We start from the raw sequence: 17667 nt of genomic DNA on the forward strand, positions 1-17667 counted from the left end.
CGTCGTCGTCAGCGTCGTCCTTGCCCCCCGCTCAGTCCTGGCCGGCGGGCCCGTGCGGTCCCGCCCCGTTGCGGCGGCGCGCGAGGAGCAGCGCCGCCACGGCGAGGACCGCGACGAGGCCGACACCGGCGAGCAGCACCGGCGAGGGGCCCTCGTCGGTGGCGGGCTCGGTGTCGGTCGCGGTGAGCTCGGTGCCGTCAGCCGCGCCGCCGGCCTCGTCGTCGCCGGTGGTGTCGTCCTCACCAGAGGTGGTCGCCTCGCCGTCCTCGGCCGGGTCGGGAGCGGTCGCGAGCGCGACCGCCGGGGTCACGGTCGGGCCCGCGGTCCCGTCGCTGTAGCGCCAGCCCTCGAGGTTGCCCGGCTGCGGCACCGCGGTGTCGGAGCCCTCCATGTACGGCTGCCACTCGCCGTCGGGCGTCGCGTACCAGTACGACCAGTACGAGCCCTCGAAGGTCGCGGGGCACGGGTCGGGCAGGCCGTCGATCGCGCAGATCATCCCGGCGCCGTCGCGCGTGTCGACGAAGCCGACGGCCTGGAGCGCCTCGGTGCCCGTCGCTGCGTCCGTCGCGCAGGCGACCTCGACCTCGCCGCCGAGGTCGGTGAGGTCGACGACCACGGTCACTCCCGTGTCGTCGGTGCACGCCCCGGTGGGCACGGCAGCCACGGGCCCGGCCGCCGCGGCGGTCGCCGGGAGCGCCGCACCGGCGAGGGCGACGAGCAGCCCGGGGGCCAGGAGGCGGAGCGCGGTGGTCCCGCCGCGTCGGCCGGGGCGCCCGCGCGGGATGCGCGGCTGCGACGGGAGGGTGGGAAGGGTCGGGAGGAGGTTCGGCACTGGTGCCTCTTTCTGAGTGGTCCGTGACCGGACCCGGCACCCGTGACCAGAGGCGGGGGGACCCCGCGGTGCGGCTCGGCGACCGGGCCCCGTCCCGCGTTCCTCGACGGTAGGAGCCTCTCGACCTGCGCCAGGTGCTCCGGCTCGCCGGACGGGGTCCGGCCTACGGTTGCGGGTCAGCGCCGGACTCGGACCGGCTTCCCCTGGCTGCAGGGCGTACGTGCAGAGGTGCCATCCGTGGGATGGCAGGATCACCGTACCGTGCGCCGCGGCCGCGCCGGTGCGGGCGTCCGACGACCTGGGGTGACGATGCGGATCTACACGAAGACCGGCGACGACGGCACGACGGGGCTCTTCCTGGGGCAACGCGTGTCGAAGGCCGACGTCCTCGTCGACGCCTACGGGGACGTCGACGAGGCGGTGTCGCTCCTCGGTGTGGCCAGGGCTGCGTGCCCGCCGGGGCGCATCGCCGACCTGCTCTTCGACCGGCAGCGCGAGCTGTTCGTGGCCGCCGCCGACCTCGCGACCAACCCGGCGCACCGGGACCGCCTCGAGCCCGGCGTCTCGCTGGTCACCCCGGAGATGGTCGAGCGGCTCGAGGGCCTCATCGACGTGCTGGTGCGTGAGCGGCCGCTGCGGCCCGTGTTCGTCGTCCCCGGCAGCAACGCGGCGTCGGCGGCGATCGACCACGCGCGCACCGTGGTCCGGCGCGCCGAGCGGCACGTCGTCCAGTCGCAGGCGCAGGGCCACGACGTCGCGGACCCCGTCCTGCGCTACCTCAACCGCCTCTCGGACCTCCTGTTCGTGGTCGCCCGGCACGCAGCGGGTGACGCCGAGGAGCCCGCGAGCCACGACTGACGGGCCGGCGCCGAGACGGTGCCCCCGGACTGCTCGGCGCGTGCGGGTGATGCGCCGGGTGAGACACGCAGCAGACGGGTGACGGGGTGCGTCCCGGGGCGGCCGCGGGTCGTATAGTCGCGCTCACCGTCGATGGCGCCGCAGCGCGCCCAGGGGACTGCGGCGGACTCATCTGCGGGAGGCAGGCGTCGTGGTGTTCGAGCTCGATCCGTGCCGTGTGCATGCACCGACCGGGGAGCTCCTAGCCCGCGGGTTCGTCCGGGAGCACGGCGCGCACTCGCTGCTCGTGGAGGCGGAGCACTTCTCCGGGGGCTGGCTCGCGGAGGGCGACGACGCGGTCGTCGAGGTGCTGAGCGACCACCGGGGCACGTGCACCTACGACGCCGTGGTCGCGTTCAGCGCGGCCGGTCGTATCGAGCTCCGGGACCTGAGGCTGCGCGAGGTGGTGCAGCAGCGCACCGCCGTCCGCGTGCCCGTCGCGGTGCCGATCCACGTGACGCAGCGACTGGAGGGGACGGAGCTCGTCCCGCTCGACGAGCCGCTCGACATCCACGTGCTCGACGTGAGCGCGCACGGCATGCGGATCCGCTGCGCCCGCCAGATCGAGGCGGGGACGCGCCTGGCCGTGCGCTTCACGCAGTCCCGCGCCCCGCTGGACCTCGTGGTGGAGGTGCTGCGGGCGCAGGAGCTGCGCGGGGAGTTCGCGCACGGCTGCCGCATCGTCGGAGCCTCGGAGCGTGTGACGGACGAGCTGTTCCGCTTCGTGCTCGACGAGCAGCGCCGCCAGCTCGCCCAGCGCTCCGAGCAGCGGGCCTAGGTACTCCTCAGCCCCTCGCCGCCCGTGCGGGAGGAGGCAGTCCCTGCCGCGGACCCGGTGCGCGGGAGGTGCGGGGCACCGGGTCCGGAGCGGGCGTCAGGCGTGCGCGGTGTCCGGCGTGGGACGCGGCGCACGGCGGGGCCGGCTGGACGGCGGCCGGTGCTGCGTCCCGGGGTGCGCCGTCGCGCGTGCGGCCGAGTGCCCGCGGGGGCCTTCGTCCACGCTGATGCGCAGGGGGCGGCCGGCGACCCGGGCGCCACCGATGCGACGGAACGCCTCGGGCGACAGCTCGCTGGTGATCTCCACGAGGCTGAAGCTCGCGAAGATGTCGATCTTGCCGAGGTCCTTGCCGGTCAGGCCGCCCTCGCCCGTGATGGCGCCGACGATCGCCTCGGGACGTGCGCCGTGCGTGTGACCGACGGCGACGCGGTACCGGGTTCCCGTGGTCGGGCGCCGGGCGGCCGTGCGGGCGCGCTCCTCGCTCGTGAAGGAGATCCGGCCGTCGTCCGTGCGCCCCGCGCCGCGGGCGTGCTGCAGCGGGCTCTGCTCGAGCTCCTCGGCGGCCTGCGCCAACGGGCCGGCGTCACCGACGGCGAGGGCGGCCAGGACGGCGGCGAGCTCGGTCGCGGCCATCCCGCTCTCCGCGATGAAGGTCGCGACGGCGGACCGGTACATGTCGAGGCGACCGGCCTCGCGGCGGTCCGTCGCGCGGGCCAGGAGGGCCGTGACGCGGTGCGCGGACACGTCGGCGGGGGACGGGACGGCGACCTCCTCGAGCTTCTGGCGGATCGTGCGCTCGATCGCCCGCAGACGACCCTGCTCGTTGGGGGTGACGAACGTCAGGGCCCGTCCGGTGCGTCCGGCGCGGCCGGTACGCCCGATGCGGTGGACGTACGCCTCGGGCTCGGTCGGGACGTCGAAGTTGACGACGAGGCCCACCCGGTCGACGTCGAGCCCGCGGGCTGCGACGTCGGTCGCGACGAGGATGTCGAGCGACCCGGCGCGCAGGCGCTCGACGATCTTCTCGCGGTCCTTCTGCGCGACGTCACCCGAGATGGTCGCGGCGGACATGCCCTTGTCGATCAGCGCCGTGCCGACCTCCTCGGCCGCCCCGCGGGTGCGGGTGAAGACGATCGCCGCGTCGGCGTCGGACGTGGCGAGCACGCGGGCGAGCGCCCCGATCTTGTGACGGAACGGCACCACCGCGTACGTCTGCTGGACGTTGGTCACCGTGGACGACTGCCGCGAGACGGCGATCTGGACGGGGTTCCGCAGGTGCTGCGCGGCGACGCGGACGATGGGCGGCGGCATGGTCGCGGAGAACAGGGCGACCTGACGCTCGGCGGGCGCGTAGCCGAAGACCTTGTCGACGTCCTCTGCGAAGCCCATGCGGAGCATCTCGTCGGCCTCGTCCAGGACGAGCATCCGCACGTTGTCCAGGCGCATCGAGCGACGCTCGAGGTGGTCGATGACGCGGCCGGGGGTGCCGACGACGATCTGGGCGCCACGTGCCAGGGCGCGCTGCTGGGGCAGGAAGGGCGCGCCACCGTAGACGGCGACGATCTCGAGCCCGCCGACGTGCTTGGCGAACGTGTCGAGGGCCTCGGCGACCTGCATCGCGAGCTCGCGCGTCGGGGTCAGGACGAGCCCCTGCACCTTGCCCATCGTCGGGTCGACCGCAGCGAGCATGGGCAGGCCGAACGCCGCCGTCTTGCCCGTGCCCGTCTGGGCGACACCGGTGATGTCGCGCCCGCCCAGGAGCGCCGGGATCGCGGCGGACTGGATGGGGGTGGGCCGCGTGAAGCCGAGGTCGAGCACCGCGCGCAGGAGCGGCTCGGGCAGGCCCAGGTCGATGAGGTCGAGCTCGGGCGCACCGTCCGGGCTCGTGCGGGCAGCGTCGGGCGTGGGGGCAGCAGACATGGGGGATCCCGTCGGTCGTCGAGGTGGGAGCGAGGACGGCGGTGCCGTCGACCGTCGCAGTCCCGAACTCTCGATCGGCCGGCACGGGGCCGGCTGCACACAGCCGCCGCGGCGATCAGGCCCGGCGGTCACACACAGGGAGGAGCGACGTACTCCAAGGGGTTTGCACGGGAAGTCTACGCGACGGAGCGTCCGTCGCCCTCGGGCGCCGCGCGTGACGCCCGACACAGGCGGTCGGTGACGACGCCCAGGGGGCCCGCGGACAGCGTCCGGGCAGCACCCTTGTGGGGCCGCCTACCAGCCTGCGACCTTGTAGTCCTTGAGGAATACTCCGTGCACGTCCTCACCGTTCTCGCCGCGCACGATCGGGTCGTACACACGCGCAGCGCCGTCGACGAGGTCGAGCGGGGCGTGGAAGCCCTCCTCGGCGAGGCGCACCTTCGTCGGGTGCGGCCGCTCGTCCGTGATCCACCCGGTGTCGACGCTCGTCATGAGGATCCCGTCGGCGAGGAGCTCGGCGGCGCTCGTGCGCGTGAGCATGTTGACGGCTGCCTTCGCCATGTTGGTGTGCGGGTGTCCTGGACCCTTGTAGCCGCGGGAGAACACGCCCTCCATCGCGGAGACGTTGACGACGTAGGTGCGGCGGGCCGGGGACGCGGCGAGCGCCGGGCGCAGCCGGCTGACCAGGATGAACGGTGCCGTCTCGTTGCAGAGCTGCACCTCGAGCATCTCGAGCGGGTCGACCTGGTCGACCGTCGCGACCCAGCTGTTGCTGTCGTGGAGGTCGGGGAGCAGGCCGCCGGCGTCGATCGCGTCGCCCCTGGCCATGCGCGCGAGCGACGACGACCCGCCGGCGAGAGCCTGGGCCGTCAGGTGGTCCGCGTGCGCCACGGCGAGCGCCCGGGCACTGCCGGGCGCCGCGTCGTCGTCGTGGTGCGCGACCGCGCCCGAGCCGATCGACCTGACGAGCGCCGCAGGGTGCGCGTCGCTCGCGTGCTCGAAGGTGACGAGGTGCGGCAGCGGGCCCTCGGGCAGGGGCGCGCGCTCGGCCTCGACGAGCGGGGCGTAGGCGCCTGCGGACCGCCGCACGGTCTGCGCCGCGTTGTTGATGAGGATGTCCAGCGGTCCGGCGGCAGCCACCTCGTCGGCCAGCGCGACGACCTGGGCCGGGTCACGCAGGTCCAGGCCGACCACGGTCAGGCGGTGCAGCCACTCGGCGCTGTCGGGCATGGCCGTGAACCGGCGCACGGCGTCCCGGGGGAACCGCGTCGTCACGGTGGTGTGCGCGCCGTCGCGCAGGAGCCGCAGCGCGATGTACATGCCGATCTTCGCCCGGCCGCCGGTCAGCAACGCGCGCCGTCCCGTGAGGTCGGTCCGTGCGTCCCGCTTGGCGTGGTTGAGGGCGGCGCACGCAGGGCACAGCTGGTGGTAGAAGGCGTCGACGGCCGTGTAGAGCTCCTTGCAGACGTAGCACGCGCGCGGACGACGCAGGGTCCCGGCACTCGCGCCGCGCGTCTGGGAGATCAGGGGCAGACCCGCCGTCTCGTCGTCGATGCGCTGCGGCGAGCCGGTCGCGGTCGCGGCCACGACGGCGGCGTCCGCGGCGCTGATGGCGGCGCGCCGGTCGAGGCGGCGCTGCTTCTTGACCGCCTTGAACAGGCGCGCGGTGGCGCGGCGCAGCGCGAGGGCGTCGGGGTGGTCGGCGGGCAGCAGGGACGCCTCGGCGAGCACGGCGAGCGCGCGCTCGAGCTCTGCGGGGTCGATGCGCGGCGTCGCTCCGTCCGTCGGGTCATCGACGTGGTGGTCGCCGTCCATCGGCGGGGAGGCGGGGGGCTGCACGGTCGTCGTCATGTCCTCGGTCCGGGTTCTGCGGGCGGTGGCGCCCGGAGCACTCTACGCAGCGCACCCGTTGACCGGCCCGGAGGAGCGACCGTACCGTGCAGTAGCTTTCGGCCGTCGCGAGAGGGTGGGGCACGATCATGGGTCGGTTTCCGCAGGTCAGGTGGGCGGCTTCGGCCCTGACACGCACCGAGGGCGCCGCGCCCCTCACGCTCGAGGAGCCGCCGGACGTGCTCGTGCTGAGCCCCGGCGCCTCGCTCGGACCGCAGGAGGCGGACGCCCTCGCCGGGGGAGCGGGCCTCGTCGTCGTCGGAGCCGGGCCATGGGCTCCGGAGATCGTCGACCTCGTCGCCCGCTACGGCGTCCTCGTGCGCCCGGGCGCCTCGGAGCCCACGGCGATCGTGCCCGACCGGGCGTCCTGCACCGGCGTGACGCGGGAGGACCTCGTGGCGCGCGTCGTCGACCTCGAGGGCACCGTCGACGCCCACCTCGAGGCGGGGGCCACCGGGGCCGCGCCCTTCCTGCGCACGCCCGCCGGGACGGTCGTGGGTGTCGTCGGCGCCCGCGCCGGCGACGGGGCCCGCGCGGCCGTCGTCGCCGCCGACCTGCGCGAGGGCGGGTCCGCCCGGCACCTGCTGCACAACCTGACGACGTGGTGCGCACCGGCCGCGCAGGGCCCCACCGGCGACGACGCCGTCGGACCCAGGCCCACCTCGGCCCCCGCCGTCGAGCACCCCGCGTGGCACGACCTCAAGGCGGCGGTGGCCGAGCTCCAGCCACTGCAGGCGCAGGACGGGTCCGTGCCCGTCGAGGGGGACCGGGCGCGCGCCGCCGACCTCGTGCGGCGGGTCGCCGACGACGTCGCGGCCCTGAGCCCCCTGTTCCCGCACGACGGGACCTACCTCGCGGCCCTGGGGACCGATCTGCGGCGATGGGCCGACGAGGGCATGGGGGTGCCGGACTTCCTCGACTCGCTCGTGGCGTTCCAGCCCCAGGAGCAGCGCGTCGACGGCCTCCAGCACCTCGTCGTGTTCCCGATGTACACGCAGAACGGGAGCCGCGACCGCCACCTCGAGGCGGTGGTCGTCGAGGTCATCTGGCCCCGGTTCGTCGCGGACCTCGAGGCCGGCGACTACTCGAACCGCCTCTTCGTGCCCATCCGGTTCGTGGACTTCACCGCGGGCTACGACACCAACTCGGCGGTGCTGTTCCCGGAGACCGTCGCTATGCGGTCCGTGCCCACGTTCACGTGGGGCGCGATCTTCGCCGACCGGGAGGCGGCGCGCTTCCGACGGGTCGTCCGTGCGGCCGCGGACACGACGGGGCTGAGCCTGCCGCCCGACGCCGCCCGGCTGCTCGCGGACCAGCAGCTCGCGGAAGAGACGTTCGTCATGTGGGACCTGATCCACGACCGGACGCACATGCGCGGCGACCTCCCCTTCGACCCCTTCATGATCAAGCAGCGCATGCCCTTCTTCCTGTACGCGCTCGAGGAGCTGCGGTGCGACCTCACGGCGTTCCGCGAGGCGGTCGCGCTCGAGAAGGCCGGGGTCGAGCACGCCCGCCTCGTCCAGTACGCGGTGATCTTCGACCGCATCTTCCGCTTCGCCATCACCGGCTCACGCGTGCGCAACTACGACGGGCTCGGCGGCCAGCTGCTCTTCGCCTGGCTGCACCAGCACCACGTCCTGCACTGGACCGACAACCGGTTGAGCATCGACTGGGCGGAGGTGCCCGAGGTCGTGCTGGCCCTCGGCCGCCAGATCGAGGACCTGTACTGGCGCTCGATCGACCGGCCGAAGATCGCCCACTGGCTCGCCGCCTACGAGCTCGTCGCGACGACCGTCACGCCGCACCCCGCGTCGACCTGGGCGAAGGGCCCCGACGCCCTGCCCCTGACGGGACCGCTCAAGGAGATGACCGACGCCGTGCTCCCGGACGAGTTCCCCCTGTCGATGTTCTTCGAGGCGTTGACCCGCAGGATCGGGGACGTGGTGGACTCGACGGCGGGCATCACCGGGACCACAGCCTGAGCGGGGACGACCAGGGCACGGCGCCGGGCCCACGCCCGACGGACGGGCCCGCACCGGCGCGACCGCTCGCGATGGCAGGATGCTCGACGTGACGATCCACGACACCGCCACGCGCGGCTTCGCCTCCGACAACTACGCCGGCGTCCACCCCGAGGTCCTCGCGGCCCTCGCGGCGGCCAACGGCGGCCACCAGATCGCGTACGGCGAGGACGTCTACACGGCGCGCCTGCACGAGGTGATGGCCGAGCACATGGGCCGCCCGGTCGAGGTCTTCCCGGTCTTCAACGGCACGGGCGCGAACGTCCTGTCGCTCCAGTCGATGCTCCCGCCGTGGGGCGCCGCGATCTGCGCGGAGACCGCGCACATCAACACCGACGAGAACGCCGCGCCGGAGCGCGTCGCGGGCATCAAGCTCCTCACGGTCCCGACGCCCGACGGCAAGCTCACGCCCGAGCTCGTCGACCGGCAGGCGTGGGGGTGGGGCGACGAGCACCGCGCTCAGCCCCTCGTCGTCTCCGTCACCCAGACCACCGAGCTCGGGACGTGCTACACGCCGCAGGAGATCGCGGCCCTGTGCGAGCACGCCCACGCCGCGGGCATGCGGGTGCACCTGGACGGCGCCCGGATCGCCAACGCGGCCGCCTCGCTCGGCCTGCCGATCCGGGCCTTCACGGCCGACGTGGGCGTCGACGTCGTGTCCTTCGGCGGCACCAAGAACGGCCTGCTCGGGGCCGAGGCCGTCGTCGTGCTCGACCCCGAGGCGTCCACCGGCCTGCCGTACCTGCGCAAGATGAACATGCAGCTCGCGTCCAAGATGCGCTTCATCTCCGCCCAGCTCGTCACGCTCCTCGAGGGCGACCTGTGGCTCCGCTCAGCCCAGCACGCGAACGCCATGGCGCTCCGGCTGCGCGACGCCGTGCAGGGCCTGCCGGGCGTCGAGGTCGTGCGGCCCGTGCAGGCCAACGCGGTGTTCGCGGTGCTGCCGCGCGCCGCCGCCGACCGCCTCCGCGAACGCTTCCGCTTCTACGACTGGGACGTCGCGACCGGCGAGGTGCGCTGGATGTGCGCGTTCGACACGACGGAGGCGGACGTGGACGCGTTCGCGGCGGCCCTCGCCCAGGAGCTCGCGCGCTGACCCGTCCCGACCCCGGGAACCCGGGTTCCTACAGGATCCCGGCGTCGATGAGGCGCAGCGCGATCTCGTGGCCGTCGGCGCCGTGCACGACCACGGGCCCTGCCGCGCGTCGGGCGACGTCCTCGTCCTCCGCGGGCGCCGGCGTGCCGTGCGCGAGGAGCTGCTCCGCGGGCGTGAGCTCACGGATCGCGACCAGCGCGACCCGGCCGGGGTGCTCGGACGCGATGTCGCCGTAGATCTGCGGGTCGTGCTGGCCGTCGTCGCCCACCAGGACCCAGCGCACCTGCGGGAGCTCGCGCATGAGGCGGCGCAGGCTCTCGCGCTTGTGGTCCTGCCCGCTGCGGAACCACCCGGTGTTCGTGGGACCCCAGTCCGTGAGCAGCAGCGGCCCGCCCGGGTAGCCGTTGCGCTCCAGGAACCGGCGTAGCGCGGGCGCGACGTTCCACGCGCCGGTGGAGAGGTAGAACGTGGGAGCGCCCGGGTTCGCGGCACCCCAGCGTCGGTAGAGCTCGGCCATCCCGGGGACCACGCGGCGCGCGCTCTCGTGCAGCACCATGCTGTTCCAGGCCGCGAGCAGCGGCCGTGGGAGGGCGGTCACCATGACCGTGTCGTCGATGTCGCTCACCAGGGCCGTGCGCTGCTCCGGCCCGACGACGAGGACCCGCGCCGTGCTCGTCTGCCCGCCGAGGCCGACGTGGACGTCGTGCCAGCCGGGCTCGAGACTGCTCTCGAGGACCGTGTCGACGTACCCGCCGCGGTCGGCCACGACCTCGTGCGTCACCCCGCCGACCGTGACCTCCACGCGGGCGCCCGGGACCTGCGCCGTGAGGAAGCTGCGCCATCCCCGGACGGCACGGCGCGACGACGCCGGGTCGCGCTCGGCAACCTCCGACGCCCGCGTGCCCGGGGGAGCCAGGAGGGCGCGCGCCATGATCCGTACCCAGCCGGGAGCGCCGTAGCCCGTGTACGGCTCGACGCGCGGCGCCCAGTCACGTCGCCGGAGGAAGCCGGCCACGGCGGCGTTGACGGCGTCCTCGAGCCGGGCCGCCCGGTGGGGGCGGCTCGAGCTCGAGGTGCGGGTCTGCGACGGTGTGCTCACGCGGCCACAGTGTGGCACCGGGCCTCCCGGCCCGCAGCCCGAGTGCGTCGCGAGCGGGCGCTCAGCCGATCTTCGCGACCGTCATGAGGACGGCGCTGTCCTCGAGCGCGCGCATCGAGCTGCGCGTCCGCGGCACGATGAGCAGGTCACCAGCCGATCCCTCCCAGGAGATCGTGCCCGTCGAGAGGCGGATGCGGCCGGTCAGCACGTGGACGGTCGCCTCGCCGGGGTTCTCGTAGTCGTCCGTGGCGCGGTCCGCGCACAGGGCGATGACGGTCTGCCGGAGCACCTTCTCGTGACCGCCGTGCACGGTCTTGGCGCTGCGCCCGCTGGACGCGCGGCGGGCGGCCTCGAGCTGTGTGCGGGCGAGAGCGGTCAGCGACGACTTCTCCATGACGGGGCCCTTCATCGGTGCGGCGTGGTCGTCAGCATAGGCGTGCGCACGGCGGCCCGTCCGGCCCCGCCGCGCGGGCCGCCGTGCCCGTTGGTAGACAGGGCCGGTGACTCTCATCGGCTTCCATGCGTCCCACGAGCAGATCCACCCCGCCGAGCTCCTGCGTGCCGTGCAGCGGGCCGAGGAGGCGGGCTTCGGCGCGGCCATGTGCTCGGACCACCTCGCCCCCTGGAGCGCCCGGCAGGGGCACTCCGGCTTCGCGTGGGCCTGGCTCGGGGCGGCTCTCGCGACGACCCAGCTGCGCCTCGGCGTCGTGAACGCCCCCGGCCAGCGGTATCACCCGGCGATCGTCGCGCAGGCGGTCGCGACGCTCGCCGCGATGTTCCCGGGCAGGTTCTGGGCCGCGCTCGGCTCGGGGGAGAACTCGAACGAGCACGTCACCGGCGACCCCTGGCCCACGAAGGACGTCCGCGACGAGCGTCTCGTCGAGGTCGTCGGGATCATCCGGCGGCTCCTGGCGGGCGAGGAGGTGACCCACCACGGCCTCGTCACCGTGGACCGGGCACGGGTGTGGACGCTGCCCGACGTCGCGCCCGCGCTCGTCGGCCCCGCGGTCACCGTGCCGACCGCGCGCAGGGCGGCCGGGTGGGCCGACGGCCTCATCACCATCAACCAGGACCCCGAGGTGCTCCGGGAGATCGTGGACACCTACCGCGACGCGGGCGGGCGCGGGCCGCTCGCCCTCCAGGTGCACCTCTCATGGGCGCCCGACGAGGCCGAGGCCGAGCGGATCGCGTTCGACCAGTGGCGCTCCAACGTCTTCCCGCCACCCGTGTGCTGGGACCTCGCGACGCCCGAGCACTTCGACGTCGCGTCCTCCCACGTCCGGCCCGACGACGTCCGCGCCGCCGTGCTCGTCTCGTCCGACCTCGGTGAGCTCACGGGGCGCATCGCGGACCTGGCGGCGATCGGCTTCGACGAGGTCTACCTGCACCACGTGGGCCAGCAGCAGGACGCCTTCATCGACGCCTTCGGCGCGCGGGTCCTGCCCCAGCTCACGGGAGGTGCCGCGTGAGGATCACCGAGACGGGCGACCTGTGGTGGAAGAACGCGGTGATCTACTGCCTGGACGTCGAGACGTTCATGGACTGGGACGGCGACGGGACGGGTGACTTCCAGGGCCTCGCCCAGCGCCTGGACCACCTCGCGGAGCTCGGCGTCACGTGCCTGTGGCTCATGCCGTTCTACCCGACGACCGACCGGGACGACGGCTACGACGTGACGGACATGTACGGCGTGGACCCGCGGCTCGGTACGCCCGGCGACGTCGTCGAGCTCATCCGCACGGCCAAGGACCGGGGCATGCGTGTGATCGCCGACCTGGTGGTCAACCACACGTCGGACAGGCACCCGTGGTTCCAGCGGGCGCGCTCCTCGCTGGACAACCCGTACCGCGACTTCTACGTGTGGCGCTCCGACCCGCCGCCCGACACGTCAGCGCAGGTCGTGTTCCCGGACCAGGAGGACGGCATCTGGGAGCTCGACCAGAAGACCGGGGAGTACTACCTGCACCGGTTCTACGCGCACCAGCCCGACCTCAACGTCGCCAACCCCAAGGTGCGGGACGAGATCGCGAAGGTCATCGGGTACTGGCTCGAGCTCGGGCTGGACGGGTTCCGGGTCGATGCCGTGCCGTTCTTCCTCGAGACGATCGGCAACGGGGACGACGAGGTGGACCGCCTGGGCGACCCGCACGACTACCTGCGCTCCCTGCGGTCGTTCCTCGGCCGCCGGGCGGGCAGCGCCGTGCTCCTGGGCGAGGTCAACCTGCCTCACCCGGAGCAGCGGCGGTTCTTCGGCGAGGGCGACGGCGACGAGCTCACGATGATGTTCGACTTCATCGCGATGCAGAACATGTACCTCTCGCTCGCCCGTCAGGACGCCGGCCCGCTCGCGAAGGCCCTGCAGGACCGTCCGCCCATCCCGCCCGACTGCCAGTGGGCGACCTTCGTGCGCAACCACGACGAGCTCACGCTCGACAAGCTCAGCGAGGACGAGCGCCAGGAGGTCTTCGCGGCCTTCGGGCCCGACCCGGACATGCAGCTCTACGGCCGGGGGCTCCGCCGTCGGCTCCCCCCGATGCTCGACGGCGACCCGCGTCGGGTACGGATGGTGTACTCGCTGCTCTTCTCGCTGCCCGGTACGCCGACCCTGTTCTACGGTGAGGAGATCGGCATGGGTGAGAACCTCGCCGTCCCGGGCAGGCTCGCGGTGCGCACACCGATGCAGTGGTCACCCGAGGCGAACGGCGGCTTCTCCCGGGCCCGGGCGTCCAGGCTCCCGGCCCCGGTGACCGACGGGGGGTTCGGACCCGAGTTCGTCAACGTGCGCCAGCAGAGACGGGACCCCGACTCGCTGCTGGCGTTCGTGAGCCTGCTCGTCCGCCGCTACCGCGAGTGCCCCGAGCTCGGCTGGGGCCCGGTCGACGTGCTCGACCAGCCGGTCACGCAGGTGCTCGCGCTGCGCAGCGCCGTCGACGACGCCGTCGTCGTCACGCTGCACAACCTCTCGCCGGACCCGGTCACCGTCCCGGTGGACCTGGGGGCGGCCCACGGCGGGCACGAGCTCGTCGACCTCCTCCAGGAGGCCGGCTGCTCGCTCGACGACCGGGGGCGCACAGGCGTCGCGCTCGAGGGCTACGGGCACCGGTGGCTGCGGGTCATGCACCCCGGGAGCCGCCACCTCGTGTGACGCGGGTGACGAGCCGGTGGCCCGGCGTCGGGCCATGAACCGCCACGGGCCCGACGCCGTGCCTGCGCCTCAGCCCAGCAGGTCGGCGACCGCGCGGAGCGCAGTGGCGTCGCCCTGGACGAGCATCGAGGTCACGACCGTGTCCTCCCAGGCGGCGAGCCTGTCCTTGACCGCGGCGGCCGGTCCGACGAGTGCGATGTCCTGGACGAGGGCTGTGGGCACCGCGGCGCTCGCCTCGGCACGCCGCCCCTGCGCGTAGAGCTCGGCGACGGTCTCGCACTCACGCACGTAGCCGAGCCGCTCGATCATCTCCCGGTGGAAGTTCGCCGTCGTCGCGCCCATGCCGCCCACGTACAGGGCGACGAACGGGCGCACGACGTCCGCGGCCCGCTCCACGTCGTCGTCGATCACGACGGGCACGGTCGCGCTGACCTCGAACGCCGCCGGGGCCGACAGGTCGGGAGCGCGCAGCGCGAAACCCTCGGCGAGGGCCTGGCGGTAGAAGGCGTCGACGCTCGGCGCGAAGAACAACGGGAGCCACCCGTCCGCGATCTCGGCCGCGAGCGCGACGTTGCGCGGGCCCTCGGCGGCCAGGTGGATCGGCAGGTCAGGCCGCAGCGGGTGGACCGTCGACCGCAGAGGCCGACCGAGGCCCGTCCCACCGGCGTGCGGCAGCCGGTAGAAGTCACCGTCTGCCGTCACGGGCGCCTCCCGGCGCAGGACCTTGCGGACGACGTCGACGTACTCGCGGGTGCGGGCGAGCGGGCGGGGGTACGGGGCGCCGTACCACCCCTCGACCACCTGCGGACCGGACGCCCCGAGCCCGAGCACGAAGCGCCCGCCGGACAGGTGGTCCATCGTCAGCGCGGCCATGGCAGCCGCCGTCGGCGTGCGCGCGGAGATCTGCGCGATCGCGGTCCCGAGCCGGATGCGCTCCGTGCGGCTTCCCCACCAGGCGAGCGGCGTGAGGGCGTCGGAGCCGTACGCCTCGGCCGTCCACACGGAGTCGAAGCCGAGCCGGTCGGCGGCCAGGACCGCCTCGAGGGCCGAGGGCGGAGGTCCCGCCGACCAGTAGCCCAGGTGGTAGCCGAAGCGCATCAGGTCCCCGTTCCTTCGCTCGGGGCGGACCGCACGTCGCGGCCGCCGGTCCTCGCGGCGCGCCGGCGCCGGAACGCGCGGGCCACGAACCAGACCATCAGGCCGAGGACCGCGACGACGAGGACCGGGACGATGATCGCAGCAACCGACAGCACGAGGCTCGTCACGTCCTCGGCCGCGCTGAGCACCGGACCGCCGACCCCGAGGGTCGCCGCGTTGACGACGGCGCGCGTCGTCGCCTTCGACACGTGCACCCCCAGGGCGAGCAGGACGCCGATGGCGACGGGGACCCACGCGTCCGTCGTGAAGAAGCTCGCGGGGTCGGTGACGGCGGCCGTCCGCGAGCCTGCCCCCGCGCCGAACGCGAGCCCCCCGGCCGTCGGGCGCACGAGCGTCTGGAGCACGTCGTTGACGTGGTCCGCACCGGGGACCTTGTCGGCGACGACCTCCACCAGCAGCAGCACGCCCAGGATCGCCAGAACCCACGGGTCGGAGAGCCACGACCAGGCGTCCGGCAGGTCGACGAGGCCCGTCCACCGGTCGAGGGCGCCCAGGACGAGCAGCGGGAGGGCCGCGTTCAGGCCGGCGGCCGTGGACAGGCCGGCACCGGCGAGCAGCTCGAGCATGCGCTCAGCATCGCACCCGGAGCCCCGCCTAGGGTGGGGTGATGCGATCCCCACGACGTCGCCTGCGCTCCTCGCGGGAGGTCCTGACCGCCGGGTTCGCCGCCGTGCGCACCGAGCACCAGCTGCCCGTCGAGTTCTCACCCGAGGTCCTCGCGGAGGCGGAGCGCGCCGCGGACGGGAGCGGGGGAGCCCTGACCCCCGGCGCCGTCGCGGCCGGGCGGCGCGACATGCGGGACGTGCCGTTCGTGACCCTCGACCCGGTCGGGTCGACGGACCTCGACCAGGCGATGCACCTCGCACGGGCCGGCACGGGGTACCGGGTGACCTACGCGATCGCGGACACCGCCGCGTTCGTCGCGCCCGGCGGGCCCCTCGACACCGCCACGCGTGAGCGAGCCACCACCGTCTACTGCCCCGACACCCGCGTGCCCCTGCACCCCGTCGCGCTCAGCGAGGCCGCGGCCTCGCTGCTTCCCGGGCAGGAGCGCCCGGCCGTCGTGTGGAGCTTCGGCCTCGAGGAGGACGGTGCGGTGCGCGACGTCCACGTCGAGCGCGCCCTGGTCCGGAGCACCGCGCAGCTCGACTACCCGACGACGCAGCGTCGTCTTGACGCGGGCGCCGGGCCGGACGACGTCGTGACCCTGCTCGCCGAGATCGGGACCCGGCGCGCGGCCCTCGAGAGGGCCCGCGGCGGGGTCTCGTTGGCCCGGCCCGAGCAGGAGGTGGTCGACGCGCCGGACGGCGGCTGGTCGCTCGCCTTCCGCGCGTCCCTGCCCGTGGAGGACCACAACGCGCAGGTCTCGCTCCTGACGGGGATGGCAGCGGCGGAGCTCATGGTCGGGGCCGGCGTGGGGATCCTGCGCACGATGCCCGCCGCCTCGCCCGACGCTGTCGCGACGCTGCGCAGGCAGGCCCGGGCGCTCGACGTGCCGTGGCCCGCGGACCAGGGCTACGGGGACATGCTCGCCGGCCTGGACAGGGGACGGCCCGGCGCCGCCGCCTTCCTCGCCGCGGCCACCGGGCTGTTCCGCGGTGCCGCGTGGACGGCGTTCGAGGGCGCTCCGCCCGCGGACCACGTGCACGGGGCGATCGCCGCCCCCTACGCGCACGTCACCGCACCGCTGCGTCGCCTCGTCGACCGGTTCGGCCTCGAGATCTGTCTCGCGGCCCAGGCCGGCCGCCCGGTGCCCGACTGGGTCCGCTCCGCGCTGCCGACGCTCGGGTCGCGCATGGCGGCGGGTGCGGCGCGCGCCGCCTCCGTCGACCGTGCGTGCACCGACCTCGTGGAGGCCGCCGTGCTCGCACCGCGGGTCGGGCAGGTGTTCGACGGCGTCGCGCTCGACGAGCGGACCGTCCAGCTCCACGAGCCGGCCGTGATCGCTCGCCTCGAGGAGAAGGGGTTGCCCGAGGGCGAGCCGGTGCGCGTGCGGCTCCTGTCCGCGGACGTGGCAAAGCGGTCGGTCCAGTTCCGGGTCGAGCACTAGGATCGCGGCTGGAGCAGGCGGATGGCTGCCGGCGCGATGCCGTGCGGCCGGGGAGCGGGGGAGTGTGACGGACCTCAGCCGGACCGGAGTCGGGCCCGGGCAGGGTTCGACGCCCGGCGCGCCCCGGCGCCGTCACGAGGTGCTCACCTACCCGAACCTCATCAGCGCCCTGCGCCTGCTGCTCGTCCCCGTCTTCGCGATCCTCCTCATCCAGGGCCAGGACACGTGGGCGCTCGGCGTCCTCGCCGTGAGCGGCGCGAGCGACTGGCTCGACGGGAAGCTCGCCCGTGCGCTCGACCAGGGCTCCCGTCTCGGCGAGCTCCTGGACCCGGCCGCGGACCGGTTGTTCATCCTCGTGACGCTCGTCGTGCTCGCCGTCCGGGACGTCGTGCCGTTGTGGCTCGTCGCCGTGATCGTGGGCCGGGACCTGCTCCTGACGGTCGTCCTCGCCGTGCTCGTCAAGACGCAGATCGGCCCGCTTCCCGTGCACTTCGTGGGCAAGGCCGGGACGTTCGCCCTGCTCTACGCGTTCCCGCTGCTCCTCCTGGCCCAGTGGCCGGGCACCGTCGGGCTCGTCGCCGGAATCGTCGGCTGGGCGTTCGCATGGTGGGGCGTGGCCCTGTACTGGCTGGCGGCCGCGGTCTACCTGTTCCAGGCGGTCCGGGAGCTGCGGCGTCGGCGTGACGCAGCGGCGACGGCCGGCGGCGGGACCTCGTGACGCCCAGGGACACGTCGGGGACCGGCACCTCGGCGGCCCACGGCACGCGGGCCGTCCCGCCCG

At 74.3% G+C, this 17667-nt stretch carries 15 protein-coding genes; 8 read left to right on the top strand and 7 right to left on the bottom strand.

Translation table 11 applies throughout. The annotated features are described in order from the left end of the window. Nucleotides 1–31 precede the first annotated feature (31 nt). Nucleotides 32–832 (bottom strand): hypothetical protein, encoded by an 801-nt coding sequence (locus tag FZ988_RS15785; protein ID WP_149204995.1) that lies wholly within the window; start codon nucleotides 830–832, stop codon nucleotides 32–34. Between the two features lie 309 nt (nucleotides 833–1141). On the opposite strand from FZ988_RS15785, the gene FZ988_RS15790 reads away from it, so the two are divergent. Continuing rightward, nucleotides 1142–1690: a cob(I)yrinic acid a,c-diamide adenosyltransferase gene (locus FZ988_RS15790; protein ID WP_149204996.1), complete on the top strand. Its 549-nt coding sequence runs from the start codon at nucleotides 1142–1144 to the stop codon at nucleotides 1688–1690. A 217-nt stretch (nucleotides 1691–1907) separates the two neighbouring features. Continuing rightward, complete coding sequence (locus FZ988_RS15795) at nucleotides 1908–2507, top strand: PilZ domain-containing protein (protein WP_188079136.1); 600 nt, start codon at nucleotides 1908–1910, stop codon at nucleotides 2505–2507. A 96-nt stretch (nucleotides 2508–2603) separates the two neighbouring features. Here the strand turns inward: FZ988_RS15795 and FZ988_RS15800 are convergent, their stop codons facing one another. Together FZ988_RS15800 and FZ988_RS15805 are read right to left on the bottom strand one after the other, a co-directional pair. Next, nucleotides 2604–4427, bottom strand: a complete 1824-nt coding sequence (locus tag FZ988_RS15800; protein ID WP_149204998.1) for a DEAD/DEAH box helicase — start codon at nucleotides 4425–4427, stop codon at nucleotides 2604–2606. Nucleotides 4428–4721: 294 nt separating this feature from the next. Then, nucleotides 4722–6242, bottom strand: a complete 1521-nt coding sequence (locus tag FZ988_RS15805) for an SDR family NAD(P)-dependent oxidoreductase (protein ID WP_149205045.1) — start codon at nucleotides 6240–6242, stop codon at nucleotides 4722–4724. A gap of 668 nt (nucleotides 6243–6910) precedes the next feature. Here FZ988_RS15805 and FZ988_RS15810 point away from each other — a divergent pair. Then, nucleotides 6911–8299 carry a DUF6421 family protein gene (locus FZ988_RS15810; RefSeq protein WP_149205046.1) on the top strand — a complete coding sequence of 463 codons (1389 nt, stop codon included), beginning with the start codon at nucleotides 6911–6913 and terminating at the stop codon, nucleotides 8297–8299. 79 nt (nucleotides 8300–8378) lie between these two features. Next, entirely contained in the window at nucleotides 8379–9434 is a 1056-nt protein-coding gene (locus tag FZ988_RS15815) for a threonine aldolase family protein (protein WP_149204999.1), read from the top strand. Nucleotides 9435–9462: 28 nt separating this feature from the next. On the opposite strand, the gene FZ988_RS15820 is transcribed toward FZ988_RS15815, so the two are convergent. Both FZ988_RS15820 and FZ988_RS15825 read right to left on the bottom strand, forming a co-directional pair. Then, nucleotides 9463–10533: an App1 family protein phosphatidate phosphatase gene (locus tag FZ988_RS15820; protein ID WP_149205000.1), complete on the bottom strand. Its 1071-nt coding sequence runs from the start codon at nucleotides 10531–10533 to the stop codon at nucleotides 9463–9465. A gap of 61 nt (nucleotides 10534–10594) precedes the next feature. Then, nucleotides 10595–10927: a cupin domain-containing protein gene (locus FZ988_RS15825; protein WP_149205047.1), complete on the bottom strand. Its 333-nt coding sequence runs from the start codon at nucleotides 10925–10927 to the stop codon at nucleotides 10595–10597. Nucleotides 10928–11033: 106 nt separating this feature from the next. On the opposite strand from FZ988_RS15825, the gene FZ988_RS15830 reads away from it, so the two are divergent. Beyond that, entirely contained in the window at nucleotides 11034–12002 is a 969-nt protein-coding gene (locus FZ988_RS15830; RefSeq protein ID WP_149205001.1) for a TIGR03885 family FMN-dependent LLM class oxidoreductase, read from the top strand. Further along, a complete protein-coding gene (locus FZ988_RS15835) occupies nucleotides 11999–13678 on the top strand; it encodes an alpha-amylase family protein (RefSeq protein WP_149205002.1) in 1680 nt (559 codons plus the stop codon). The genes FZ988_RS15830 and FZ988_RS15835 overlap by 4 nt, the downstream gene beginning before the upstream one ends. 69 nt (nucleotides 13679–13747) lie before the next feature. Here the strand turns inward: FZ988_RS15835 and FZ988_RS15840 are convergent, their stop codons facing one another. Together FZ988_RS15840 and FZ988_RS15845 are read right to left on the bottom strand one after the other, a co-directional pair. Next, a complete protein-coding gene (locus tag FZ988_RS15840) occupies nucleotides 13748–14776 on the bottom strand; it encodes an LLM class F420-dependent oxidoreductase (protein ID WP_149205003.1) in 1029 nt (342 codons plus the stop codon). Further along, nucleotides 14776–15402, bottom strand: coding sequence for a DUF4126 domain-containing protein (locus FZ988_RS15845; protein WP_149205004.1), 627 nt, complete (start codon nucleotides 15400–15402; stop codon nucleotides 14776–14778). The genes FZ988_RS15840 and FZ988_RS15845 overlap by 1 nt, the downstream gene beginning before the upstream one ends. A gap of 41 nt (nucleotides 15403–15443) precedes the next feature. On the opposite strand from FZ988_RS15845, the gene FZ988_RS15850 reads away from it, so the two are divergent. Both FZ988_RS15850 and FZ988_RS15855 read left to right on the top strand, forming a co-directional pair. After that, on the top strand, nucleotides 15444–16886 hold the full coding sequence (locus FZ988_RS15850) for an RNB domain-containing ribonuclease (RefSeq protein WP_149205005.1): 1443 nt from the start codon (nucleotides 15444–15446) through the stop codon (nucleotides 16884–16886). A gap of 139 nt (nucleotides 16887–17025) precedes the next feature. Continuing rightward, nucleotides 17026–17604 carry a CDP-alcohol phosphatidyltransferase family protein gene (locus FZ988_RS15855; protein WP_149205048.1) on the top strand — a complete coding sequence of 193 codons (579 nt, stop codon included), beginning with the start codon at nucleotides 17026–17028 and terminating at the stop codon, nucleotides 17602–17604. Nucleotides 17605–17667: the final 63 nt, after the last annotated feature.

The sequence above is a fragment of the Actinotalea subterranea genome (assembly GCF_008364845.1).
In the GTDB taxonomy this organism is placed as follows: Bacteria; Actinomycetota; Actinomycetes; order Actinomycetales; family Cellulomonadaceae; genus Actinotalea; species Actinotalea subterranea.